The 23,881-nt window shown below is 49.2% G+C and carries 23 protein-coding genes; 12 read left to right on the top strand and 11 right to left on the bottom strand.

Features of this window, described 5'->3' with window-relative positions; genetic code table 11:
- Positions 1 to 47 precede the first annotated feature (47 nt).
- Together WC5_RS14065 and ghrB are read left to right on the top strand one after the other, a co-directional pair.
- The gene (locus WC5_RS14065; RefSeq protein ID WP_000747625.1) at positions 48 to 707 is read left to right on the top strand and encodes an OmpA family lipoprotein; all 660 of its coding nucleotides are present in this window, start codon (positions 48 to 50) and stop codon (positions 705 to 707) included.
- A gap of 103 nt (positions 708 to 810) precedes the next feature.
- The gene (gene ghrB, locus WC5_RS14070) at positions 811 to 1,785 is read left to right on the top strand and encodes a glyoxylate/hydroxypyruvate reductase GhrB (protein ID WP_000805002.1); all 975 of its coding nucleotides are present in this window, start codon (positions 811 to 813) and stop codon (positions 1,783 to 1,785) included.
- A 49-nt stretch (positions 1,786 to 1,834) separates the two neighbouring features.
- On the opposite strand, the gene WC5_RS14075 is transcribed toward ghrB, so the two are convergent.
- Positions 1,835 to 2,545 (bottom strand): DUF3053 domain-containing protein, encoded by a 711-nt coding sequence (locus WC5_RS14075; protein ID WP_000190517.1) that lies wholly within the window; start codon positions 2,543 to 2,545, stop codon positions 1,835 to 1,837.
- Positions 2,546 to 2,976: 431 nt separating this feature from the next.
- On the opposite strand from WC5_RS14075, the gene WC5_RS14080 reads away from it, so the two are divergent.
- The 3 genes from WC5_RS14080 to WC5_RS25645 all read left to right on the top strand — a co-directional run bounded on the left by WC5_RS14080 (position 2,977) and on the right by WC5_RS25645 (position 3,971).
- Positions 2,977 to 3,267, top strand: a complete 291-nt coding sequence (locus WC5_RS14080; RefSeq protein ID WP_010344962.1) for an HTH-type transcriptional regulator — start codon at positions 2,977 to 2,979, stop codon at positions 3,265 to 3,267.
- A 280-nt stretch (positions 3,268 to 3,547) separates the two neighbouring features.
- Positions 3,548 to 3,760, top strand: coding sequence for a transcription antiterminator/RNA stability regulator CspE (gene cspE, locus WC5_RS14085; protein WP_000014594.1), 213 nt, complete (start codon positions 3,548 to 3,550; stop codon positions 3,758 to 3,760).
- A gap of 139 nt (positions 3,761 to 3,899) precedes the next feature.
- Positions 3,900 to 3,971, top strand: a complete 72-nt coding sequence (locus WC5_RS25645) for a hypothetical protein (RefSeq protein WP_219906482.1) — start codon at positions 3,900 to 3,902, stop codon at positions 3,969 to 3,971.
- On the opposite strand, the gene hokA is transcribed toward WC5_RS25645, so the two are convergent.
- The 4 genes from hokA to WC5_RS14100 all read right to left on the bottom strand — a co-directional run bounded on the left by hokA (position 3,948) and on the right by WC5_RS14100 (position 7,808).
- The gene (gene hokA, locus WC5_RS0122080) at positions 3,948 to 4,100 is read right to left on the bottom strand and encodes a type I toxin-antitoxin system toxin HokA (protein WP_001135738.1); all 153 of its coding nucleotides are present in this window, start codon (positions 4,098 to 4,100) and stop codon (positions 3,948 to 3,950) included. The two genes, WC5_RS25645 and hokA, sit on opposite strands and share 24 nt — an antisense overlap.
- A gap of 323 nt (positions 4,101 to 4,423) precedes the next feature.
- The gene (gene glyS, locus WC5_RS14090; protein ID WP_016231534.1) at positions 4,424 to 6,493 is read right to left on the bottom strand and encodes a glycine--tRNA ligase subunit beta; all 2,070 of its coding nucleotides are present in this window, start codon (positions 6,491 to 6,493) and stop codon (positions 4,424 to 4,426) included.
- Between the two features lie 9 nt (positions 6,494 to 6,502).
- Positions 6,503 to 7,414, bottom strand: a complete 912-nt coding sequence (gene glyQ, locus WC5_RS14095) for a glycine--tRNA ligase subunit alpha (RefSeq protein ID WP_001168544.1) — start codon at positions 7,412 to 7,414, stop codon at positions 6,503 to 6,505.
- Positions 7,415 to 7,508: 94 nt separating this feature from the next.
- Positions 7,509 to 7,808, bottom strand: a complete 300-nt coding sequence (locus WC5_RS14100; protein WP_000980218.1) for a YsaB family lipoprotein — start codon at positions 7,806 to 7,808, stop codon at positions 7,509 to 7,511.
- Between the two features lie 174 nt (positions 7,809 to 7,982).
- Between WC5_RS14100 and WC5_RS14105 the strand changes: the two genes are divergently transcribed.
- The gene (locus tag WC5_RS14105; RefSeq protein WP_001182629.1) at positions 7,983 to 8,978 is read left to right on the top strand and encodes an acyltransferase; all 996 of its coding nucleotides are present in this window, start codon (positions 7,983 to 7,985) and stop codon (positions 8,976 to 8,978) included.
- Between the two features lie 41 nt (positions 8,979 to 9,019).
- On the opposite strand, the gene yiaA is transcribed toward WC5_RS14105, so the two are convergent.
- The 4 genes from yiaA to xylA all read right to left on the bottom strand — a co-directional run bounded on the left by yiaA (position 9,020) and on the right by xylA (position 12,860).
- The gene (yiaA, locus tag WC5_RS14110) at positions 9,020 to 9,457 is read right to left on the bottom strand and encodes an inner membrane protein YiaA (protein ID WP_010349690.1); all 438 of its coding nucleotides are present in this window, start codon (positions 9,455 to 9,457) and stop codon (positions 9,020 to 9,022) included.
- Positions 9,458 to 9,502: 45 nt separating this feature from the next.
- Positions 9,503 to 9,844: an inner membrane protein YiaB gene (yiaB, locus tag WC5_RS14115; RefSeq protein ID WP_010349691.1), complete on the bottom strand. Its 342-nt coding sequence runs from the start codon at positions 9,842 to 9,844 to the stop codon at positions 9,503 to 9,505.
- A 167-nt stretch (positions 9,845 to 10,011) separates the two neighbouring features.
- A complete protein-coding gene (xylB, locus tag WC5_RS14120; RefSeq protein ID WP_000275355.1) occupies positions 10,012 to 11,466 on the bottom strand; it encodes a xylulokinase in 1,455 nt (484 codons plus the stop codon).
- Positions 11,467 to 11,537: 71 nt separating this feature from the next.
- Positions 11,538 to 12,860 (bottom strand): xylose isomerase, encoded by a 1,323-nt coding sequence (gene xylA, locus WC5_RS14125; RefSeq protein ID WP_001149552.1) that lies wholly within the window; start codon positions 12,858 to 12,860, stop codon positions 11,538 to 11,540.
- A gap of 366 nt (positions 12,861 to 13,226) precedes the next feature.
- Between xylA and xylF the strand changes: the two genes are divergently transcribed.
- From xylF to xylR, 4 genes are all read left to right on the top strand, one after another.
- Positions 13,227 to 14,219, top strand: coding sequence for a D-xylose ABC transporter substrate-binding protein (xylF, locus tag WC5_RS14130; RefSeq protein ID WP_000694881.1), 993 nt, complete (start codon positions 13,227 to 13,229; stop codon positions 14,217 to 14,219).
- Between the two features lie 76 nt (positions 14,220 to 14,295).
- Positions 14,296 to 15,837, top strand: a complete 1,542-nt coding sequence (gene xylG, locus WC5_RS14135) for a D-xylose ABC transporter ATP-binding protein (protein WP_016160044.1) — start codon at positions 14,296 to 14,298, stop codon at positions 15,835 to 15,837.
- Entirely contained in the window at positions 15,815 to 16,996 is a 1,182-nt protein-coding gene (gene xylH, locus WC5_RS14140; protein WP_000045978.1) for a xylose ABC transporter permease XylH, read from the top strand. Before xylG ends, xylH begins: the two co-directional genes overlap by 23 nt.
- 77 nt (positions 16,997 to 17,073) lie before the next feature.
- Positions 17,074 to 18,252: a D-xylose utilization transcriptional activator XylR gene (xylR, locus tag WC5_RS14145; protein WP_000494493.1), complete on the top strand. Its 1,179-nt coding sequence runs from the start codon at positions 17,074 to 17,076 to the stop codon at positions 18,250 to 18,252.
- A gap of 209 nt (positions 18,253 to 18,461) precedes the next feature.
- On the opposite strand, the gene WC5_RS14150 is transcribed toward xylR, so the two are convergent.
- A complete protein-coding gene (locus WC5_RS14150; protein ID WP_016231533.1) occupies positions 18,462 to 19,286 on the bottom strand; it encodes a protein bax in 825 nt (274 codons plus the stop codon).
- 410 nt (positions 19,287 to 19,696) lie between these two features.
- Here WC5_RS14150 and malS point away from each other — a divergent pair, with 410 nt between their 5' ends.
- On the top strand, positions 19,697 to 21,727 hold the full coding sequence (gene malS, locus WC5_RS14155; protein WP_016231532.1) for an alpha-amylase: 2,031 nt from the start codon (positions 19,697 to 19,699) through the stop codon (positions 21,725 to 21,727).
- A gap of 176 nt (positions 21,728 to 21,903) precedes the next feature.
- Positions 21,904 to 23,157 (top strand): valine--pyruvate transaminase, encoded by a 1,254-nt coding sequence (avtA, locus tag WC5_RS14160; protein WP_016231531.1) that lies wholly within the window; start codon positions 21,904 to 21,906, stop codon positions 23,155 to 23,157.
- Positions 23,158 to 23,307: 150 nt separating this feature from the next.
- On the opposite strand, the gene WC5_RS14165 is transcribed toward avtA, so the two are convergent.
- Positions 23,308 to 23,781, bottom strand: coding sequence for a 4Fe-4S binding protein (locus WC5_RS14165; RefSeq protein WP_010349697.1), 474 nt, complete (start codon positions 23,779 to 23,781; stop codon positions 23,308 to 23,310).
- Between the last annotated feature and the right edge of the window lie 100 nt (positions 23,782 to 23,881).

Below are 23,881 nucleotides of genomic sequence, written 5' to 3'. Positions count from 1 at the left end.
GCCACGGCACCCGTGAACAAGAATAAAAAGGTTATTAAGGATTAACAATGAAGAAACGTGTTTATCTTATTGCTGCCGTCGTGAGCGGCGCTCTGGCGGTATCTGGCTGTACAACTAACCCTTACACCGGCGAACGTGAAGCAGGTAAATCTGCTATCGGTGCAGGTCTGGGCTCTCTCGTTGGCGCGGGTATTGGCGCACTCTCTTCTTCGAAGAAAGATCGCGGTAAAGGTGCGCTTATTGGCGCAGCCGCTGGCGCGGCCCTGGGCGGCGGCGTTGGTTATTACATGGATGTGCAGGAAGCGAAGCTGCGTGACAAAATGCGCGGCACCGGCGTTAGCGTAACCCGTAGCGGGGACAACATTATCCTTAACATGCCGAACAATGTGACCTTTGACAGCAGCAGCGCAACTCTGAAACCGGCTGGTGCTAACACGCTGACTGGCGTGGCAATGGTGCTGAAAGAGTATCCGAAAACAGCGGTTAACGTGATTGGTTACACCGACAGCACGGGTGGTCACGACCTGAACATGCGTCTCTCCCAGCAGCGTGCGGATTCCGTTGCCAGCGCGTTGATCACCCAGGGCGTGGACGCCAGCCGCATCCGTACTCAGGGTCTTGGCCCGGCTAATCCGATCGCCAGCAACAGCACCGCAGAAGGAAAAGCGCAAAACCGCCGCGTAGAAATCACTTTAAGCCCGCTCTAATCCCTTTCATGCCGGGTGATGCAGAAATCACCTGGCATTCTTCAGTTTTCCTTCATCATGTTTCAGGCTAAGGTGATCGCCTTATCAGTGAATGGAGAGAAGAATGAAGCCGTCCGTTATCCTCTACAAAGCCTTACCTGATGATCTACTGCAACGCCTGCAAGAGCATTTCACCGTTCACCAGGTAGCAAACCTCAATCCACAAACCATCGAACAAAACGCGGCGATTTTTGCCGAAGCTGAAGGTTTACTGGGTTCAAACGAGAATGTTGATGCCGCATTGCTGGAAAAGATGCCAAAACTGCGTGCCACATCAACTATCTCCGTCGGCTATGACAATTTCGATGTCGACGCGCTTAACGCCCGAAAAATCCTGCTGATGCATACGCCAACCGTATTAACAGAAACCGTCGCCGATACGCTGATGGCGCTGGTGTTATCTACCGCTCGCCGGGTTGTGGAGGTAGCAGAACGCGTAAAAGCAGGTGAATGGACCGCCAATATCGGCCCGGACTGGTACGGCATTGATGTTCACCATAAAACACTGGGCATTGTCGGGATGGGACGGATCGGCATGGCGCTGGCACAGCGCGCGCATTTTGGCTTCAACATGCCAATTCTCTATAACGCTCGCCGCCACCATAAAGAAGCAGAAGAACGCTTTAACGCCCGCTACTGCGATCTGGATACGCTGTTACAAGAATCAGATTTCGTTTGCCTGATCCTGCCGCTAACTGAAGAAACTCATCACCTGTTTGGCGCGGAACAATTCGCCAAAATGAAATCCTCCGCTATTTTCATTAATGCAGGGCGTGGCCCGGTAGTTGACGAAAATGCGCTGATTGCAGCGTTGCAGAAAGGGGAAATTCACGCCGCTGGTCTGGATGTCTTCGAACAAGAGCCATTGCCAGTAGATTCGCCGTTGCTCTCAATGGCAAATGTCGTTGCAGTACCGCATATTGGTTCAGCCACTCATGAGACGCGTTATGGCATGGCTGCCTGTGCCGTGGATAATTTGATTAATGCGTTGCAGGGGAAGGTTGAGAAGAACTGTGTGAATCCGCACGTCGCGGACTAAGCCGCGACTGCGTGGAGTAAAGCCCGATAATCGCTCGGGCTTTTACTCTTTATTGGGTTGCAGTAACTGCCGTAGTCCAGGCCTGATTAAACGCCTGATGCTGTGCCGGTAATGGCGCAATCAGTTTGTTATATTCACTCGCCTGCTGTGAAGTCGGGAACTGGATGCCATTCGCGACAAAGCTCACCTGAGTACCTTGTTGAGCGATGTAGTCCCCCACCATCACCAGTTGCTGCGTAAACGTTTGAGCCGCCGGAATCAGCGGTTGCAACGCATCAGCTGGGGTCGTCACTACTTTAGTGAATGCCTGATCAAAGACCGGTTTCAGGTCATCGGTCTGTTTTAGCGCAGAGTGTGCGGCATCGGCCTGCAACTTCGCATTTTGCAATTGTTGCGCCAGTACGCCCAGAGATCCGTTCATTTCACGCAGTGGACCACTTTGCGTGACATAATCCTGTGGTACGCGAATCGCGTTAACGCTGTCTACAACCGGACGCAGACCGGAATCCATCGCCTGATTAACCTGTTGGGAATAGCCATACAGGATCGCGTAATCAGAGACAAAAGGACCAAACTGTTTTTTCTGATCGGCAGTCAGGGTTGGTAGACGTTCACCGCTACGCATCACTGTATTCTGCAGGAAGTCGATAAACGCTTTACGCTGATCGCCTTCTTTATCAAAACACCCACTCAGGCTAACTACCATTAATAACGCCGCAAGAGGCGCAAACCAGCGAGAGCAGGACTTTCCTGTCGCCATTTTCTTACTCCTTTCACCCAAAAAAAGCGCACAACGACACACGCGTGTCTGACGCTGACAAGGATAGTCCAGGACAGGCTTACAGGATACCCTTTATGCATAATCTTCCTGGGAAAATGATGTAGAAAATGAAGAAGAGTTAATTTGTTGTTTTATTGTTAAAAACAGGCATTACTATTGCGTTTTTGTGGCCAGCCCCTCCCTTCTCTTGGTAGCCAAATTTTCGGAATCTTTACAATCCCAGGACGCAACGAAATATATCGGCATTAATCATATTGTTAGGCGACTATAAGTCACGGCAACTTAGCAGCTGAATCGAATCATACTTAAATCACTCACGGGTTTCTCCCCGCTGTGTCTGCTTTTCCCGACTATTCTTAATGAGCTTCGATGAAATTCACGATCCCGCAGTGTGATTTGAGGAGTTTTCAATGGAATATAAAGATCCAATGCATGAGCTGTTGAGTAGCCTGGAACAAATTGTTTTTAAAGATGAAACGCAAAAGATTACCCTGACGCACAGAACAACGCCTTGTACCGAAATTGAGCAATTACGTAAAGGGACAGGGTTAAAAATTGATGATTTCGCCCGGGTTTTGGGCGTATCAGTAGCCATGGTGAAAGAATGGGAGTCCAGACGCGTAAAGCCTTCCAGTGCCGAACTAAAATTGATGCGCCTGATCCAGGCCAACCCAGCATTAAGTAAACAGTTGATGGAATAGACTTTTATCCACTGTATTGATGTTTACGGTCCTGATGACAGGACCGTTTTCCGACCAATTAATCATAAATATGGAAAATAATTGTTGCATCACCATTCAATGCGTGGCTTAATGCACATCAACGGTTTGACGTACAGACCATTAAAGCAGTGTAGTAAGGCAAGTCCCTTCAAGAGTTATCGTTGATACCCCTCGTAGTGCACATTCCTTTAACGCTTCAAAATCTGTAAAGCACGCCATATCGCCGAAAGGCACACTTAATTATTAAAGGTAATACACTATGTCCGGTAAAATGACTGGTATCGTAAAATGGTTCAACGCTGACAAAGGCTTCGGCTTCATCACTCCTGACGATGGCTCTAAAGACGTGTTCGTACACTTCTCTGCTATCCAGAACGATGGTTACAAATCTCTGGACGAAGGTCAGAAAGTGTCCTTCACCATCGAAAGCGGCGCTAAAGGCCCGGCAGCTGGTAACGTAACCAGCCTGTAATCTCTGCTTAAAAGCACAGAATCTAAGATCCCTGCCAATTGGCGGGGATTTTTTTATTTGTTTTTCAGGAAATGAATAATCGATCGCGTAATATAATCTATTATTATTTTTATAAAGAATAAATTTGGGTGCAATGAGAATGCGCAACGCCGTAAGAAAGGCGGGAATAATTTCCCGCCGAAGACTCTTACTCTTTCAAATTGCAGGCTAAAAATGCCGCCAGCTCATAGCTTCCCTGTTTAATATGCAATTCACACAGTGAATCTCTTATCATCCAGGTGAAAAATAAAAGCGTGAAACAAATCACTATTAAAGAAAGCAATCTATATTTCTGCGGCATTCCCAGCCTCCTGTGTTGATTTCCAACGAGTAAGAGGCTAACCTTATGGTGTTCAGGCATAGGGCAGCCTCACTTTGATTTATAGTCAGGTGGGGCTTTTCTCTGTCTGCCTTTTGGTGAATACCTGAGACAAACAGTCTCAAGCACCCAGACTTATTTTAGCGTAATAACCTCTTTTCCTCTCCTTAATAAATTCCGAAAAAAAATCTCATGAAATTAATATATGAGATAATTTTTATTCAGCAGAAGATTATTACAGGTAGCTGTATTATTTAGTGATAAAAAAAGTCTGCCATCTGGCAGACTTTTTAATAAAGGAGTTATTACTGCAGTAAAGAAATATCCGCAACCCGCAGGAACAGTTCGCGCAGTTTTTCCAGCATGGTCAGGCGGTTGATACGCAGATCTTTATCATCAACCATAACCATCACTTTATCGAAGAAGGCATCAACCGGTTCACGCAGCTCAGCCAGCTCGACCAACGCATCCTGGTAACGACCTTCAGCGAAGTACGGTTCCAGCTTGTCGCGCAATACAACCACCTGCATCGCCAGTTTAATTTCTTCCGGCTCTTTCAGGGTGGAGGCATTCACGCGATCGCTCAGCACTTCGTCTGATTTCGCCAGAATGTTAGATACACGCTTGTTCGCCGCCGCCAGTGCTGCCGCTGCATCCAGCGTACGGAAGTGCGATACCGCCTTCATACGGGCATCGAAATCAGCCGGACGGGTCGGACGACGCGCCAGTACCGCCTGGATGGTGTCGACGGTGTAACCTTCGTCCTGATACCAGGCGCGGAAGCGACCGAGCATAAAGTCGATAACGTCATCAACCACATTGGCGTTAGTCAGCTTATCACCGTACAAGCGCACCGCTTCTTCGGTCAGCGTTTGCAGATCAAGATTGAGGTTCTTCTCAACGATAATACGCAGCACGCCCAGCGCCGCACGACGCAGTGCAAACGGGTCTTTATCACCTTTTGGATGCTGACCAATACCGAAGATGCCCGCCAGGGTATCCATCTTGTCAGCAATCGCCAGCGCACAGGCTACCGGGTTAGACGGCAGGGAATCACCAGCAAAGCGCGGTTGATACTGCTCGTTCAGCGCCACCGCGACATCTTCCGCTTCACCATCATGACGCGCGTAGTGCATACCCATAACGCCCTGGGTGTCGGTGAACTCAAAGACCATGTTAGTCATCAGGTCACACTTGGACAGCAGCCCCGCACGAGTTGCGTGGTTAACGTCAGCGCCAATCTGTTCAGCGATCCAGCCAGCCAGAGCCTGAATGCGGTCAGTTTTATCGCGCAGTGTCCCCAACTGTTGCTGGAACAGTACGGTTTGCAGGCGCGGCAGGTTATCTTCCAGACGTTTTTTACGGTCGGTGTTGAAGAAGAACTCGGCATCCGCCAGACGCGGACGAACGACTTTCTCGTTACCGGAAATGATCTGCTGCGGATCTTTCGACTCAATGTTGGCAACGAAGATAAAGTTCGGCAGCAGTTTGCCGTCATTCGCATACACCGGGAAGTATTTCTGGTCACCTTTCATGGTATAAACCAGTGCTTCAGACGGTACAGCGAGGAATTTTTCTTCGAATTTCGCGGTCAGAACAACCGGCCATTCAACCAGCGAAGCCACTTCTTCCAGCAGGCTTTCGCTTAAGTCAGCATTACCACCAATCTTACGCGCCGCTTCTTCAGCATCGGCTTTAATCTTCGCTTTACGCTCTTCGTAATCGGCAATGACTTTACCGCGCTCACGCAGAATTTCCGGATACTGATCGGCATTGTCGATGGTAATTTCCGGCTCACCCATAAAGCGATGTCCGCGAATTACGCGATCGGACTGAATACCCAGAATAGTTGCCGGAATGACTTTATCGCCCAGCAGCAAAGTTACGGTGTGCACCGGACGCACAAAGTGCACGTCAGACGCGCCCCAGCGCATCAGTTTCGGGATCGGTAGTTTCGCCAGCGAAGTGGCTACCATGTTCGGTACAAGCGCCTCGGTGCTTTCGCCCTTCACGTGAGCGCGATACAGCAACCATTCACCTTTGTCAGTAGTCAGACGCTCGGCCTGGTCAACGGAGATCCCGCAGCCACGCGCCCAGCCTTCTGCTGCTTTACTCGGTTTGCCTTCGGCGTCGAAAGCCTGGGCAATCGCCGGGCCGCGTTTTTCGATTTCACGATCCGGTTGCGCTTCCGCCAGGTTAGCTACTTTCAGCGCCAGACGACGCGGAGCAGCAAACCATTGAACGGTGCCATGAGCGAGGCCAGCGTTATCCAGCTCCGCAGTAAAGTTCGCAGCAAAGAACTCAGCCAGGCTGCGCAGTGCTTTTGGTGGCAGCTCTTCAGTGCCGATTTCCACCAGAAAAGTTTTCTCAGACATAGCCGCCTCTTACTTATCTTTGTTGCACATCGGGAAGCCGAGGGCTTCACGGGAAGCGTAGTATGCTTCTGCCACTGCTTTGGTCAGGGTGCGAATGCGCAAAATATAACGCTGACGCTCGGTGACGGAGATGGCTTTACGCGCATCCAGCAGGTTGAAGCTGTGGGCGGCTTTCAGAATACGCTCGTAGGCAGGCAGCGGCAGCGGATTTTCCAGTGCCAGTAGCTGCTGCGCTTCTTTCTCGTACTGCTCGAAGCAGGTGAACAGGAAGTCCACGTCCGCGTATTCGAAGTTATAAGTGGACTGCTCCACTTCGTTCTGATGGAACACGTCGCCATAAGTGGTTTTACCCAGCGGGCCGTCGCTCCAGACCAGGTCATAAACACTGTCTACGCCCTGAATGTACATCGCCAGACGTTCCAGACCATAGGTGATCTCGCCGGTAACCGGTTTACACTCCAGACCACCAACCTGCTGGAAGTAAGTGAACTGAGTCACTTCCATGCCGTTCAGCCACACTTCCCAGCCCAGACCCCAGGCACCCAGCGTCGGGTTTTCCCAGTTATCTTCCACGAAACGAATATCGTGGATAGTCGGATCCATGCCCAGCTCTTTCAGAGAACCGAGGTACAGCTCCTGGATATTGTCCGGCGATGGCTTAATCACCACCTGGAACTGATAGTAATGCTGTAAGCGGTTGGGGTTTTCGCCGTAGCGACCATCGGTCGGGCGACGAGAAGGCTGGACATAAGCAGCCGCCATCGGTTCTGGCCCCAGCGCGCGCAGACAGGTCATTGGGTGAGAGGTTCCCGCGCCGACTTCCATGTCCAATGGTTGAACAATGGTGCAGCCCTGGCGAGCCCAGTAATCCTGTAAGGTCAGGATCAAGCCCTGGAAGGTCCTGGTATCAAACTTTTGCATATTATTTCGTGCTGGATACGTGTGGATTTAAAGGAAGGGATCAGTATACCCGCTGGATGGAAGATATACAGTACGAAACGGGAAAAAGCAGGGCTTAACGCATGGAAAGATGCAAAAAATGGCCATCTGCGTCAAAAGAACAGACAAACTGCTCTTTCCGAAAGGTATAGCCGCGCATTTCGTAACTCCCCTGGAACTGTTCAAATGCGGTGACGTCGATTTTTTGCTCGCCGGTGTTATAACGTTTTGCTGCCTGATCCTTGCACAAGGCTTCCATATTCAACGAACGCAGAGGATCAACTTTTATCCGTTGTGCTTTCTGTACGGGTGGCGGTGTCGAGCATCCCACTAACACCATAAGCACCATTGCCGGAAAGAAATAGTTCATCATCATTAAATTACCGTCTGGTTTGCAGGTGAGTCTTATTATTTATATCGGTATAGTGGCTGATATCTTACGAATTTCCTCAAGCCTCTATAAGCTGTAGTGATAAAACTCAGATTATTCCAGTGCGCCAACCGAATGATTTATCGGTCAGACTTTTTTTAACCAGATACAGAGACACAGATGCAGCCCAAAATTTACTGGATTGATAACCTGCGAGGGATAGCGTGTTTAATGGTGGTGATGATTCACACCACTACCTGGTATGTGACCAATGCCCATAGTGTTAACCCCATCACTTGGGATATCGCGAATATTCTAAATTCTGCCTCTCGTGTCAGCGTACCGCTATTTTTCATGATTTCCGGCTATCTCTTTTTTGGCGAACGTAGCGCCCAGCTGCGTCATTTCTTACGTATCGGCTTATGCCTGCTGTTTTATAGCACTGTCGCACTGCTCTACATTGCACTGTTTACTTCCATCAATGTGGAGTTATCGCTGAAAAATCTTCTGCAAAAGCCGGTGTTTTATCACTTATGGTTTTTCTTCGCGATTGCGGTGATTTATCTGGTTTCGCCGCTGATTCAGGTAAAGCACGTCGGCGGTAAAATGTTGTTGGTGCTAATGGTGGTGATTGGCATCATCGCCAACCCAAACACTGTGCCACAGAAGATCGACGGTTTTGAATGGCTACCAATTAACTTATATATCAATGGCGATACCTTTTACTACATCCTGTATGGCATGTTGGGCCGCGCCATTGGGATGATGGACACGCAACATAAGCCACTGTCGTGGATGAGCGCCGCACTGTTTATAGCCGGGGTATTTATTATCTCTCGTGGGACATTATATGAATTACGGTGGCGCGGAAATTTTGCCGATACCTGGTATCTTTACTGTGGGCCGATGGTTTTTATCTGCGCAATTGCGTTACTGACTCTGGTAAAAAATACACTGGATACGCGTACTGTTAGCGGGCTTGGACTGATATCCCGTCATTCTCTGGGTATATACGGGTTCCACGCGTTGATTATCCATGCGCTGCGCACCAGTGGTATTGAGCTTAAAAGCTGGCCAATACTGGATATTATTTGGATCTTTTGCGCGACGCTGGCAGCAAGCTTGTTACTTTCTGTGCTGGTGCAACGAATCGATAAAAACAGATTAGTGAGTTAAGTAAAAACCCGGTCACACTGGGCTGACCGGGCTTACCTGGATTATTCGCTATATTCTTCCTGCGCAGCCATCGTTTCTTTTGGGGCGTTGATTCCGGCATCACGGATATTTTTCTGCACCGCTACTGCACCAAACAAGCTTAAAAAGAAGGCCAGACCATAAAAGCCTTTTTCACTGAGTAATAACGTTGCATTCCACAGACCTACCATCAGTAACGCGACAGAGATGATAAATACCACCAGGCAGGTCATATAATAAATAGATGTGGTAGGAATACCTTCATACTTATCCCGAACGGTCTTTTGATAGGAAGCTGCCGAAAACAGCCCTAACACCAATACGGCAAAATAATATCCCTTTTCATTTAACTGCATCTCTGCATTCCATAGCCCCAACAGATAGGTAACGATACCACCAGCAAGAGCTACCCATGACACAATACTGAATGCCGGAGAATAGGTTGATATTTTGTTTTCCATCACAGATTTCCTTTCATTCCTGAACTATTAAGAGCTTTATGGCGATCATGCCGAGCGAAACAAGTGCATTTGACCAAACAAGCAAACAAAAAAGGCAATCGGGTAGATCACCATTTCATAAGCGTTAATGGGTGCGTTTAAAACGCCAATAAACAAAAGGCCGATAGTGATTAACGCAACTAACTGGCAAATGCGAATAAAGAAATCATCCAGTTGCCCGAGTTTCTCTGCGCGCAGATAGGCATAGTTGCCAAAAGTCCCCGTCATTAACACGCCAAGAAAATAGCCTTTGCCACTTAACAATGGACATGAGATCCATAATCCAATCAGATAAACCAGCGCCCCGACCACAAATAATAGTTTTGCCACAGTCTTTGAGGTTTTCATAACGATCTCCGTATCTACCGGTGATACATTACGAGTAACCAACGAAAGACAAAACTGAAAAACACCATTAACAAATGATTTTCAGAATAAATCCATATAAAAAATTAATACATTCTAAATATATATAGATGGAAATTATCCCCCGCCACATAAGGCAGGGGGAAATATTATGCCATTAGCGGCAGAAGTTGCTGATAGAGACGACGGAACGTTTCACGCCGTGGCTGATAAGCAGCATAACGCTGCGCGTTCGGCAGATGCGACTGTTCTAAAGGAAGTTGCGGCAACAACTCAATGAGAGATTTATCTGGATTTACCGCAATCTGTGCCAGCCTTGCTGCGCCTAATGCTGGCCCCACATCCCCCCCCGTGCGGTAATCCAGTTGCTGACCGCTAATATCCGCCAGCATCTGACGCCAGTACTCGCTACGCGCTCCGCCACCAATCAGTGTAATGCTTTGCGGTTGAATGCCACAGGCATGTACGACATCCATGCCATCCGCCAACGCATACCCCACGCCTTCCAGTACCGCGCGTGCCAGTTCTGCGGGGCCGTGTTGATGGGTGAGGCCGAAGAAAACGCCCTTTGCCTGTGGATTATTGTGCGGCGTACGCTCGCCAGAAAGATAAGGCAAAAACCAGACAGGATCGACGCTCTCATCGGCCTGCTGGGCTGCGGCAATTAAAACAGGGACATCACTCAGACCGGTTAATTTCGTCGCCCAGTCCAGACACGACGCCGCACTCAACATCACAGACATTAAATGCCAACGCTGCGGCAATGCATGACAAAAGCTATGTACGGCACTTTCCGGCTTACTTAGGAAACCTTCGCTCACCGCAAAATAAACGCCTGAAGTCCCCAGCGATAACATTGCCTGGTTGGCATCAACCATACCCACACCAACCGCGCCAGCCGCATTATCGCCGCCGCCCGCAACAACCGGCACTGCATTCATTCCCCACGCTTTTGCAACCTCAGGTAGCAAAGTGCCGGTAATTTCGCTGCCTTCGTATAATGCTGGCATCTGATCTCGAGATAACTGGCAAGCCTCCAGCATAACATCACTCCAGTCACGCTTTGCGACATCCAGCCACATGGTGCCAGCTGCATCAGACATATCACTGGCGAATTCTCCCGTCATCCGCAGACGCAAATAATCTTTCGGCAATAATACTTTGTCTACCTGAAGGAATATCTCTGGCTCATTTCGCTGAATCCACAGCAATTTAGGCGCGGTAAATCCGGGCATCATCAGGTTGCCTGTAATATCCCGCGACTGCGGAACTCGCGCTTCCAGCAAAGCACACTCCTCCGCGCAGCGCCCGTCGTTCCACAAAATGGCGGGACGTAGCACCCGCTGCTGAGCATCAAGTAAAGTTGCACCATGCATTTGCCCGGCAATACCCAATGCTTTAACGTCTCGCAGAGAATGCTGTTCACCCAGGGTTTTCATCGCGCGACCAGTCGCCAGCCACCACTGTTCCGGATCTTGCTCCGACCAGAGTGGATGCGGACGCGAAACGGTTAGTTTTTCCGTTTGCGAAGCGACCACTTCACCTTGCTCGTTGAGCAAAATAACTTTTACGCCCGATGTGCCAAGATCTATCCCGATATACATAGCGATTGTTCCTTAAAAAAATGCCCGGTATCGCTACCGATAACCGGGCTTGCGGACTGCACAATTAGCCTTTATTTGTCGAACAGATAATGATTTACCAGATTTTCCAGTTGCTCCTGGCGTCCACTCTGATGCACCGGCGCCAGATTGTTGTCCTGAGCATATTTTGCTAAATCAGCCAATGACATTTGGCCTTTCAGGATTTGCTGACCCAGTTCGCTATTCCAGCCGGAATAACGCTGCGCTACGCGTTTATCCAGTTCGCCGTCTTCAATCATGCGTGCTGCAATTTTCAGTGACAGCGCCATCGTATCCATCGCCCCAATATGACCGTAGAACAGATCGTATTTATCAGTGCTCTGACGACGTACTTTGGCATCAAAGTTCAGACCACCGGTCGTGAAACCACCTGCTTTGAGGATTTCATACATTACCAGCGCGTTCTCTTCCACGCTGTTCGGGAACTGGTCAGTATCCCAGCCCAATTGCGCGTCGCCACGGTTAGCATCGACAGAACCGAACAGACCAAGCGCAATGGCTGTGGCAATTTCATGGTAGAAAGAGTGACCCGCAAGCGTCGCGTGGTTCGCTTCAATATTCAGTTTAATCTCTTTTTCCAGGCCAAACTGTTTCAGGAAACCGTAAACCGTTGCGGCATCGTAATCATATTGATGTTTGGTCGGTTCTTGCGGTTTCGGTTCGATAAGCAGCGTGCCCTGGAAACCGATTTTATGTTTATGCTCAACCACCATCTGCATAAAGCGACCAAGCTGTTCACGCTCCTGACGAAGATCGGTATTCAACAGAGTTTCGTAACCTTCACGACCGCCCCACAGCACATAGTTTTCACCACCCAGTTTATGCGTTGCTTCCATCGCGGTAACAACTTGTGTAGCTGCCCAGCTAAAGACCTCGGGATCTGGGTTCGTCGCCGCGCCCGCGCCATAGCGAGGGTTAGTAAAGCAGTTAGCGGTTCCCCACAACAGTTTCACACCGCTCTCTTCTTGCTTGCCAGCCAGCACATCGACCATTTGCGCAAAGTTATTGATGTACTCTTTTAACGATGTGCCTTCCGGGGAAACATCCACGTCATGGAAGCAATAAAACGGCACATGTAATTTGTGGAAAAACTCGAATGCGACATCGGCTTTACGCTTCGCCAGCGCCAGAGCTTCGCCAGGCTGCTGCCACGGACGATTAAAAGCGCCCACACCAAACATGTCCGCCCCGTTCCAGCAGAAGGTGTGCCAGTAGCAGGCGGCAAAACGCAAGTGGTCTTCCATACGCTTGCCCAACACCAGTTCGTCGGGATTGTAATGACGGAATGCTAACGGGTTAGAGGATTTCGGACCTTCATAACGAACGCGATCGAGCTGGTCAAAATAGGCTTGCATAATGAACTCCATAATCAGGTAATGCCGCGTGTGATGGATGATGTCGTAATATTGGGCACTCCCTTTCAGTTGCTCAATTATGTTATTTCACACTGCTATTGAGATAATTCACAAGTGTGCGCTCGCTCGCAAAAATAATATGGAATGATGAAATTGGGTGATTTCTCGAATAGAAAAATGCAACAAGTACAATTAATCAATAAAAGTAAGATCTCTGTCATAAATCAAGAAATAAACCAAAAATCGTAATCGAAAGATAAAAATCTGTAATTGTTTTCCCCTGTTTAGTTGCTAAAAATTGGTTACGTTTATCGCGGTGATTGTTACTTTTTAAGCTGACCTCTAACAACAGAAGGCCTCTGAATCATGAAAATAAAGAACATCTTACTCACCCTTTGCACCTCACTCCTGCTTACTAACGTCGCAGCGCACGCCAAAGAAGTAAAAATAGGAATGGCGATTGATGATCTCCGTCTTGAACGCTGGCAAAAAGATCGGGATATCTTTGTTAAAAAAGCAGAATCTCTCGGTGCGAAAGTATTTGTGCAATCTGCGAATGGCAATGAAGAAACCCAAATGTCGCAGATTGAAAACATGATTAACCGGGGCGTCGACGTTCTTGTCATTATTCCATATAACGGTCAGGTATTAAGTAACGTTGTAAAAGAAGCCAAACAAGAAGGTATAAAAGTATTAGCTTACGACCGCATGATTAATGATGCAGATATAGATTTTTATATTTCTTTCGATAATGAAAAAGTCGGCGAACTGCAAGCAAAAGCCCTAGTTGATATCGTCCCACAGGGCAATTATTTCCTGATGGGTGGCTCCCCGGTCGATAACAACGCCAAGCTATTTCGCGCCGGGCAAATGAAAGTATTAAAACCTTATGTTGACTCAGGAAAAATTAAAGTCGTTGGCGACCAATGGGTTGATGGTTGGTTACCAGAAAATGCGCTGAAAATTATGGAAAATGCGCTAACTGCCAACAATAACAAAATTGATGCGGTTGTTGCCTCAAACGATGCTACCGCTGGCGGGGCGATTCAGGCATTAAGTGCTCAAGGTTTATCAGGCAAAGTGGCAATTTCCGGTCAGGATGCGGATCTCGCGGGCATAAAACGTATTGCTGCCGGTACGCAAACTATGACGGTGTATAAACCTATTACGTTGTTGGCAAATACTGCCGCAGAAATTGCCGTTGAGTTGGGCAATGGTCAGGAACCAAAAGCAGATACCACACTGAATAATGGTCTGAAAGATGTTCCATCCCGCCTGCTGACACCAATCGATGTTAATAAAAACAACATCAAAGATACGGTAATTAAAGACGGATTCCACAAAGAGAGCGAGCTTTAAGCGTCACGCCCCGGCGCTGACTGGGGCGTGATTTCTCTCCATGCCGCGTGAACTGATTGGCTTAGGTGGAGTCGTTATGTCTTATCTACTTGAAATGAAGAACATTACCAAAACCTTCGGCACCGTGAAGGCGATAGATAACGTCAGCTTGCGGCTAAACGCTGGCGAAATCGTCTCACTCTGTGGGGAAAATGGGTCTGGTAAATCAACGCTGATGAAAGTGCTGTGTGGAATTTATCCTCATGGTTCCTACGAAGGCGAAATTATTTTTGCTGGCGAAGAGATTCAGGCAAGTCACATCCGCGATACCGAACGCAAAGGTATCGCCATCATTCACCAGGAATTGGCCCTGGTGAAAGAATTGACCGTGCTGGAAAATATCTTCCTGGGTAACGAAATAACCCACAATGGGATTATGGATTATGACCAGATGACGCTACGCTGCCAGAAGCTATTAGCGCAGGTCAGTTTATCCATTTCACCAGATGCCCGCGTTGGCGATTTAGGGCTTGGGCAACAACAACTGGTTGAAATTGCCAAGGCGCTTAATAAGCAGGTGCGTTTATTAATTCTTGATGAACCGACAGCCTCATTAACCGAGCTGGAAACCACGGTTTTACTGGATATTATTCGCGATCTGCAACAACACGGTATCGCCTGTATCTATATTTCGCACAAACTCAACGAAGTTAAAGCAATTTCCGATACGATTTGCGTTATTCGCGACGGTCAGCATATAGGAACACGTGATGCAGCCGGAATGAGCGAAGACGATATTATCACTATGATGGTAGGGCGAGAATTAACGGCACTTTACCCTAACGAACCGCATATCACTGGTGATGAAATATTACGTATTGAGCACTTGACGGCGTGGCATCCGGTTAATCGTCATATTAAACGGGTTAACGATGTCTCTTTTTCTCTGAAACGCGGTGAAATACTGGGTATTGCCGGACTGGTCGGTGCCGGACGCACCGAAACCATTCAATGCCTGTTTGGCGTTTGGCCCGGACAGTGGGAAGGGAAAATCTATATTGACGGCAAACAGGTGGATATTCACAACTGCCAGCAAGCGATCGCCCAGGGTATTGCGATGGTGCCAGAAGACAGAAAGCGCGATGGTATCGTTCCGGTAATGGCGGTTGGTAAAAATATTACTCTCGCCGCACTCAATAAATTTACCGGAGGGATCAGCCAGCTTGATGATGCCGCAGAGCAAAAATGTATCCTGGAATCCATCCAGCAACTCAAAGTTAAAACATCCTCCCCCGACCTTGCTATTGGACGTTTAAGCGGTGGCAATCAGCAAAAAGCGATCCTCGCACGCTGCCTGCTATTAAATCCACGCATTCTCATTCTTGATGAACCCACCAGGGGTATTGATATTGGCGCTAAATACGAGATCTACAAATTAATTAACCAACTCGTCCAGCAAGGTATTGCCGTTATTGTCATCTCTTCTGAATTACCTGAAGTACTCGGCCTTAGCGATCGTGTGCTGGTGATGCATGAAGGAAAACTAAAAGCCAACCTGATAAATCATAACCTGACTCAGGAGCAGGTGATGGAAGCCGCATTGAGGAGCGAACATCATGTCGAAAAGCAATCCGTCTGAAGTGAAATTAGCCGTACCGACATCCGGTGGCTTTTCTGGGCTGAAATCACTGAATTTACAGGTCTTCGTGATGATTGCAGCGATCATCGCAATCATGCTGTTCTTTACCTGGACCACCGATGGTGCCTACTTAAGCGCCCGTAACGTTTCCAACCTGCTGCGCCAGACCGCAATTACCGGCATTCTCGCGGTAGGTATGGTGTTCGTCATAATTTCTGCTGAAATCGACCTCTCGGTCGGCTCCATGATGGGGCTACTAGGCGGGGTCGCCGCTATCTGTGACGTTTGGTTGGGTTGGCCGCTGCCACTCACTATCATTGTGACATTGGTTCTGGGACTGCTTCTCGGAGCGTGGAATGGGTGGTGGGTCGCGTACCGCAAAGTCCCGTCATTTATTGTCACCCTGGCAGGTATGTTGGCATTTCGCGGCATCCTGATTGGTATCACCAACGGCACGACCGTTTCCCCCACCAGCGCCGCGATGTCACAAATTGGGCAAAGCTATCTACCAGCCAGTACCGGTTTCATCATCGGCGCGCTTGGTTTAATGGCTTTTGTCGGCTGGCAATGGCGCGGAAGAATGCGCCGTCAGGCTTTGGGTTTGCAGTCTCCGGCATCTACGGCGGTGGTCGGTCGCCAGGCATTAACGGCTATCATCGTTTTAGGCGCAATCTGGCTGCTAAATGATTACCGTGGCGTTCCCACTCCTGTTCTGCTGCTGACGTTGCTGTTACTCGGTGGAATGTTTATGGCAACACGGACAGCCTTTGGGCGACGTATTTACGCTATTGGCGGTAATCTGGAAGCGGCGCGGCTATCCGGGATTAACGTTGAACGAACAAAACTTGCCGTGTTTGCTATCAACGGTTTGATGGTAGCCATCGCCGGGTTAATTCTTAGTTCTCGACTTGGCGCTGGTTCACCTTCTGCGGGGAATATCGCCGAGCTGGACGCGATTGCAGCATGTGTGATTGGCGGTACTAGTCTGGCAGGCGGTGTGGGGAGTGTTGCCGGTGCAGTAATGGGGGCATTCATCATGGCTTCACTGGATAACGGCATGAGTATGATGGATGTACCGACCTTCTGGCAGTATATCGTCAAAGGTGCGATTCTGTTGCTGGCAGTATGGATGGACTCCGCAACCAAACGCCGTTCCTGATTTTGATAAAAATTTTCTCAAAGCCGGTAACGTATTACCGGTTTTGAGTTTTTGCATGATTCAGCAGGAAAAGAACCATGTTTACTAAACGTCATCGCATCACGTTGCTGTTCAATGCTAATAAAGCCTATGACCGTCAAGTAGTAGAAGGTGTAGGGGAATATTTACAGGCGTCGCAATCGGAATGGGATATTTTCATTGAAGAAGATTTCCGCGCCCGCATTGATAAAATCAAGGACTGGTTAGGAGATGGCGTCATCGCCGACTTCGACGATAAACAAATCGAGCAAGCATTGGCTGATGTCAACGTCCCTATTGTTGGGGTTGGTGGCTCGTATCACCTGGCAGAAAGCTATCCGCCCGTACATTACATTGCCACCGATAACTATGCGCTGGTTGAAAGCGCATTTTTGCATTTAAAAGAGAAAGGCGTTAACCGCTTTGCTTTTTATGGTCTGCCAGAGTCGAGCGGCAAACGCTGGGCCGCCGAACGCGAGTATGCCTTTCGTCAGCTTGTAGCTGAAGAGAAGTACCGAGGTGTGGTTTATCAGGGGCTGGAAACCGCACCAGAGAACTGGCAACACGCGCAGAATCGGCTGGCAGACTGGCTGCAAACACTGCCACCGCAAACAGGGATTATTGCCGTCACTGACGCCCGGGCGCGGCATATTCTGCAAGTATGCGAGCATCTGCACATCCCCGTACCGGAAAAATTATGCGTGATTGGCATAGATAACGAAGAATTGACCCGCTATCTTTCGCGTGTCGCCCTCTCTTCTGTTGCGCAGGGTGCCCGACAAATGGGCTATCAGGCGGCAAAACTTTTGCATCGCTTATTAGATAAAGAAGAGATGCCGTTGCAGCGGATTTTGGTTCCGCCAGTCCGTGTCATCGAACGGCGTTCTACTGATTACCGTTCGTTGACCGATCCCGCCGTTATTCAGGCCATGCATTACATCCGCAATCATGCCTGCAAAGGAATTAAAGTGGATCAGGTTCTGGATGCGGTGGGCATATCGCGATCCAATCTTGAAAAACGGTTTAAAGAAGAAGTGGGTGAAACTATTCACGCCATGATTCATGCCGAGAAGCTGGAGAAAGCGCGCAGCCTGCTGATTTCTACTACCTTGTCGATCAATGAGATATCGCAAATGTGTGGTTATCCATCGCTGCAATATTTTTACTCTGTATTTAAAAAAGCGTATGACACGACACCAAAAGAGTATCGCGATGTAAATAGCGAGGTAATGCTGTAGCGGGAGGGGAAAATCCACCATGCGTGATGAGAAGCGTCGGATCAGGCAACGCTGCGTGGTTGTCGGATGCGGCGTGAACGCCTTATCCGACCTACCCGCCAGGCATGATAAAACGCGCCAGCGTCGCATCAGGTAACTCAGCACAACCACCTGATGCGAACAAAAGCCCTATCCGACCAACAAGTCGGATAAGGCTCAAGGGAATGCAATTACATATGCGCGGCGATTAACCGCTGGTTATCCTGGTACATCGCGAACAGGTAGTTGTTATAGCTCTGCCCTTTCGTGGAATAACCTTTCAGCTTATGAATCATCGCTGTGGCGGTAACTTCCTGATCCGCTTTACGCAATTGTGCGCGTGATTTGCGGAAAGAAGCGTAAGCCGGATGCGTATTCAGGTTAGTGACATAGGCGCTCACCGATTCTTTTACAGAACTGAACTGTGAGTACCCCTTCACTTTACCCGGCGCATTGGTACAACGTCCTTTCATGCACTTCATGCCGAACAGGTTATTGTTGCTACGCGCCAGTTTCGACGTTCCCCAACCGCTTTCTGCTGCAGCCATCGTCGCCACCATACTGGTCGGGATAATGTCTACACGTTCGAGCAGCGTATTCCACGGGATTTTTCGCGTATTACCGGACCACTTCACCTTATAGCGTTTGGCAATGTCTTGCAGACGTGCACGCTCTGAAGGCGACCATTGACCCTGGTACTGTTTTGAGATTAGCCAGTTACGTTCCGCCATAATGGCAGCATTTTGGCTGGTAATATAGGGCATTACAGTCCGGAGAAACGCTTTTTTTCTTGGTGTTCCGGAAGGGTATTTTCGCAAATCAGGAAGTGAACTGCTCTTTGCACTATTGCGAGAATACTCTTGTTTACTGCTTACCTGTTTATTACTAGCTTTAGTTAAGTGGGACTTTTGACTCGTTGTTGTCGTGTGCGTCTTCGCTAACACCTCACTCGAAAACACCAGAGTGAGTAACATAAGAATCATCGCCCCATATCGTCGTATGGGAGTCAAAATCATCAGGTCTCCTGATCGGATTTAATCATTCAAACACCTTATACTCGTCATACTTCAAGTTGCATGTACTGCGCAAACGCTGTTCAAAACGCCATTGGTGTTTTGTCCTGCAACTCGAATGATTTAGAGTAATATTTTTCCCAAATTTGAGAGTTGAATCTCAAATCATATCAAAAATAGCGGTCGAGCGCACCCCAAGGAATAGTCCAAATCTGAAACTATGTCACGTGGTAATGGTTCAGATTGGTGCAAGATCGCAGAAAATGTGGATTTTATCGCAAAATTCAGCTGTTTTTTGCGCGCGATCGCTCCCCCCTGCGTCTCATCCTGTGGACTTACTACTCAGGGATGAGTTTTGTCTGGTTATTCGCTGGCAAACTGTCTGAAATCGCAGCAATAAGGACTCACCCGCCATGAAACTTGCCGCCTGTTTTCTGACACTCCTTCCCGGCTTTGCCATTGCCGCCAGCTGGACTTCGCCGGGGTTCCCCGCCTTTACCGAACAGGGGACAGGAACATTTGTCAGCCACGCGAAGCTGGCTAAAGGTACGCGTCCACTAACGCTAAATTTTGACCAACAGTGCTGGCAGCCGGTGAATGCGATAAAACTCAATCAGATGCTTTCCCTGCAACCTTGCAACAACACACCGCCACAATGGCGATTGTTCAGAGATGGCGAATATACGCTGCAAATCGACACCCGCTCCGGCACGCCGACGTTGATGATATCGATCCCAAACACCGCCGAACCAATAGCAACCCCAATCCGTGAATGCCCGAAATGGGATGGTCGCCCACTTACGCTTGATGTCAGTGCCACCTTCCCGGAAGGTGCGCCTGTCCGTGATTATTACAGTCAACAAATCGCGACAGTGAAAAATGGCCAAATTACATTACAACCTGCCGCCACCAGTAACGGCTTACTACTACTGGAACGGGCAGAAACTGACACCTCTGCCCCTTTCGACTGGCATAACGCCACCGTTTACTTTGTGCTGACAGACCGTTTCGAAAACGGCGATCCCAGCAATGACCAGAGCTACGGTCGTCATAAAGACGGTATGGCGGAAATTGGCACTTTTCACGGCGGCGATTTACGCGGCCTGACCAACAAACTGGATTATCTCCAGCAGCTGGGCGTCAATGCCCTGTGGATCAGCGCCCCGTTTGAGCAAATTCACGGCTGGGTGGGCGGTGGTACAAAAGGCGATTTCCCGCACTATGCCTACCACGGTTATTACACACAGGACTGGACGAATCTTGATGCAAATATGGGCAACGAAGCCGATCTACAGGCGCTGGTTGATAGCGCGCACCAGCGCGGTATTCGTATTCTCTTTGATGTGGTGATGAACCATACCGGTTATGCCACGCTGGCGGATATGCAGGAGTATCAGTTTGGCGCGTTATACCTTTCCGGTGATGAGCTGAAAAAAACACTGGGTGACCGCTGGAGCGACTGGAAACCCGCCGCCGGGCAAACCTGGCATAGCTTTAACGATTACATTAATTTCAGCGACAAAACAGGCTGGGATAAATGGTGGGGAAAAAACTGGATCAGAACGGATATTGGCGATTACGACAATCCTGGATTCGACGATCTCACCATGTCGCTGGCCTTTTTGCCGGATATAAAGACCGAATCTACCACCGCTTCAGGTCTGCCGGTGTTCTATAAAAACAAACCGGATACCCACGCTAAAGCCATCGATGGTTTTACCCCCCGCGATTATTTAACGCATTGGTTAAGCCAGTGGGTTCGCGACTACGGGATTGATGGTTTTCGGGTCGATACCGCCAAACATGTTGAGTTGCCCGCCTGGCAGCAACTGAAAACCGAAGCCAGCGCCGCACTTCGCGAATGGAAAAAAGCTAACCCCGATAAAGCGTTAGATGACAAACCTTTCTGGATGACCGGCGAAGCCTGGGGTCATGGCGTAATGCAAAGTGACTACTATCGCCACGGCTTCGATGCGATGATCAATTTCGATTATCAGGAACAGGCCGCGAAAGCCGTCGATTGTCTGGCACAGATGGATACCACCTGGCAGCAAATGGCAGATAAATTGCAGGATTTCAACGTGTTGAGCTACCTCTCGTCGCATGATACCCGCCTGTTCCGCGAAGGGGGCGACAAAGCAGCAGAGTTATTGCTATTAGCGCCAGGTGCGGTGCAAATCTTTTATGGTGATGAATCCTCGCGTCCGTTCGGAGCTACCGGTTCTGATCCGCTGCAAGGCACACGCTCGGATATGAACTGGCAGGATGTTAGCGGTAAATCTGCTGCCAGCGTTGCGCACTGGCAACGCCTCGGTCAGTTCCGCGCCCGCCATCCAGCGATTGGCGCGGGTAAGCAGACCACATTGTCACTGAAACAAGGTTATGGATTTGTCCGTGAACATGGCGACGATAAAGTGATGGTTGTCTGGGCGGGGCAACAGTAACTTTTCCGGCTTCCCACTTGCAGTATGTCGGGAAGCCGTATTCCAGTATAAAAGACCAGACATATCATAAAGCTTAGCATGATACGCCAATCCTCTTGCAGCAACCCGATTTGCACCCCAGCAAATGTAGCGTTATTGTTACTTTCCTTGCTACAGAGTTCGACAGATATCCCGCTATGACATTCTCCCTTTTTGGTGACAAATTTACCCGCCACTCCGGCATTACGCTGCTGATGGAAGATCTGAACGACGGCTTACGCACGCCCGGCGCGATTATGCTCGGCGGCGGCAATCCGGCGCAGATCCCAGAAATGCAGGACTACTTCCAGACGCTGCTTACCGACATGCTGGAAAGCGGCAAAGCCACTGATGCGCTGTGTAATTACGACGGCCCGCAGGGGAAAACGGGGCTACTCACACTACTTGCCGAAATGCTACGCGAGAAGCTGGGTTGGGATATCGAACCACAGAATATTGCACTAACAAACGGCAGCCAGAGCGCGTTTTTCTACTTATTTAATCTGTTTGCCGGACGCCGTGCCGATGGTCGGGTCAAAAAAGTGCTGTTCCCGCTGGCACCGGAGTACATTGGCTACGTTGACGCCGGACTGGAAGAAGATCTGTTTGTCTCTGCGCGTCCGAATATTGAACTGCTGCCGGAAGGCCAGTTTAAATACCACGTCGATTTTGAGCATCTGCATATTGGCGAAGAAACCGGGATGATTTGCGTCTCCCGGCCGACGAATCCAACAGGCAATGTGATTACTGACGAAGAGTTGCTGAAGCTTGACGCGCTGGCGAATCAACACGGCATTCCGCTGGTGATTGATAACGCTTATGGCGTCCCGTTCCCGGGTATCATCTTCAGCGAAGCGCGCCCACTGTGGAATCCAAATATCGTGCTGTGCATGAGCCTTTCCAAACTGGGGCTGCCTGGTTCACGCTGCGGCATTATCATCGCCAATGAAAAAATCATCACCGCCATCACTAATATGAACGGCATTATCAGCCTGGCGCCTGGCGGTATTGGTCCGGCGATGATGTGTGAAATGATTAAGCGTAACGATCTGCTGCGCCTGTCAGAAACGGTCATCAAGCCGTTCTACTACCAGCGTGTTCAGGAAACTATCGCCATCATTCGCCGTTATTTACCAGAAGATCGCTGCCTGATTCATAAACCCGAAGGCGCTATTTTCCTCTGGCTATGGTTTAAGGATTTGCCGATTACCACCGAGCAGCTTTACCAGCGGCTTAAAGCGCGCGGCGTGCTGATGGTGCCAGGACACAACTTCTTCCCTGGGCTGGATAAACCGTGGCCGCATACGCATCAATGTATGCGCATGAACTATGTGCCGGAACCGGAGAAAATCGAGGCAGGAGTGAAGATTCTGGCAGAAGAGATCGAACGCGCCTGGGCTGAGAGTCATTAAAAATTGCCTGATGCGCTGCGCTTATCAGGCCACATAATTTCTGCAATATATTGAATTTGTAAGATTTTGTAGGCCAGATAAGACGTTCACGCCGCACCCGGCATAAACGAAACGCACTATTCCGGCGTTGAGAACCGCCGGAATAATGTCTCAAACAGGCTGCTGTAGTAGCCGATTCCGCAGCACTTTCTCAACATCCATACACTGCAACGCCTTTGTCGGGCAAGCTTCAACACAGGCTGGTCCCGTTGCCCGATGCCAGCACAGGTCACACTTAATCGCTCTCGCCTTTGTGCGCGAAGAAACCACTTCCATCGCACCAAACGGGCAAGCCAACATACAGCTTTTACAGCCAATACAACGTGATTGTTCAACGAAGATATGCCCATGTTCGCGGCGAATAGCGTCCACAGGGCAAACATTCGCGCACGGTGCATCTTCACACTGATGACAGGCTACTGCCGTGGTCCAGGTGTGGTCTTTGATGACACGAATACGGGAAATAAACTCGCCAGGTAACAACGAAGCGCAATCCTGATTCTCCTGATGCGACACTGCACAAGCCACTTCACAGGTACGGCAACCGATACATTTCGTCGCATCCGCAATAATAAACCGGTTCATGATCACTCCTTTGCACTAAAACCGCAGCGTGCCAGAGAGTGCGCCATTATTGCTTTGATCCAACGAAGGAAATATTAAAGTTTTGCCACCTGCCAAAAGC

It is taken from the genome of Escherichia sp. KTE114 (assembly GCF_000407765.1).
GTDB lineage: Bacteria > Pseudomonadota > Gammaproteobacteria > Enterobacterales > Enterobacteriaceae > Escherichia > Escherichia ruysiae.
Note: the sequence above shows the minus strand (reverse complement) of the source record. Positions and strands in the feature narration are given on the sequence as shown.

Bases quoted from the DNA above. Each gene is read 5' to 3' on its own strand.
- xylF (WP_000694881.1), top strand. From the start codon at position 13,227: ATGAAAATAAAGAACATCTTACTCACCCTTTGCACCTCACTCCTGCTT.
- yiaA (WP_010349690.1), bottom strand. From the start codon at position 9,457: ATGGAAAACAAAATATCAACCTATTCTCCGGCATTCAGTATTGTGTCA.
- xylB (WP_000275355.1), bottom strand. From the start codon at position 11,466: ATGTATATCGGGATAGATCTTGGCACATCGGGCGTAAAAGTTATTTTG.
- WC5_RS14150 (WP_016231533.1), bottom strand. From the start codon at position 19,286: ATGATTTTGACTCCCATACGACGATATGGGGCGATGATTCTTATGTTA.
- hokA (WP_001135738.1), bottom strand. From the start codon at position 4,100: ATGCCGCAGAAATATAGATTGCTTTCTTTAATAGTGATTTGTTTCACG.
- xylR (WP_000494493.1), top strand. From the start codon at position 17,074: ATGTTTACTAAACGTCATCGCATCACGTTGCTGTTCAATGCTAATAAA.
- cspE (WP_000014594.1), top strand. From the start codon at position 3,548: ATGTCCGGTAAAATGACTGGTATCGTAAAATGGTTCAACGCTGACAAA.
- WC5_RS14100 (WP_000980218.1), bottom strand. From the start codon at position 7,808: ATGATGATGAACTATTTCTTTCCGGCAATGGTGCTTATGGTGTTAGTG.
- WC5_RS14075 (WP_000190517.1), bottom strand. From the start codon at position 2,545: ATGGCGACAGGAAAGTCCTGCTCTCGCTGGTTTGCGCCTCTTGCGGCG.
- WC5_RS14165 (WP_010349697.1), bottom strand. From the start codon at position 23,781: ATGAACCGGTTTATTATTGCGGATGCGACGAAATGTATCGGTTGCCGT.
- WC5_RS14105 (WP_001182629.1), top strand. From the start codon at position 7,983: ATGCAGCCCAAAATTTACTGGATTGATAACCTGCGAGGGATAGCGTGT.
- yiaB (WP_010349691.1), bottom strand. From the start codon at position 9,844: ATGAAAACCTCAAAGACTGTGGCAAAACTATTATTTGTGGTCGGGGCG.
- xylH (WP_000045978.1), top strand. From the start codon at position 15,815: ATGTCGAAAAGCAATCCGTCTGAAGTGAAATTAGCCGTACCGACATCC.
- xylG (WP_016160044.1), top strand. From the start codon at position 14,296: ATGTCTTATCTACTTGAAATGAAGAACATTACCAAAACCTTCGGCACC.
- glyS (WP_016231534.1), bottom strand. From the start codon at position 6,493: ATGTCTGAGAAAACTTTTCTGGTGGAAATCGGCACTGAAGAGCTGCCA.
- malS (WP_016231532.1), top strand. From the start codon at position 19,697: ATGAAACTTGCCGCCTGTTTTCTGACACTCCTTCCCGGCTTTGCCATT.
- WC5_RS14080 (WP_010344962.1), top strand. From the start codon at position 2,977: ATGGAATATAAAGATCCAATGCATGAGCTGTTGAGTAGCCTGGAACAA.
- glyQ (WP_001168544.1), bottom strand. From the start codon at position 7,414: ATGCAAAAGTTTGATACCAGGACCTTCCAGGGCTTGATCCTGACCTTA.
- xylA (WP_001149552.1), bottom strand. From the start codon at position 12,860: ATGCAAGCCTATTTTGACCAGCTCGATCGCGTTCGTTATGAAGGTCCG.
- avtA (WP_016231531.1), top strand. From the start codon at position 21,904: ATGACATTCTCCCTTTTTGGTGACAAATTTACCCGCCACTCCGGCATT.
- ghrB (WP_000805002.1), top strand. From the start codon at position 811: ATGAAGCCGTCCGTTATCCTCTACAAAGCCTTACCTGATGATCTACTG.
- WC5_RS14065 (WP_000747625.1), top strand. From the start codon at position 48: ATGAAGAAACGTGTTTATCTTATTGCTGCCGTCGTGAGCGGCGCTCTG.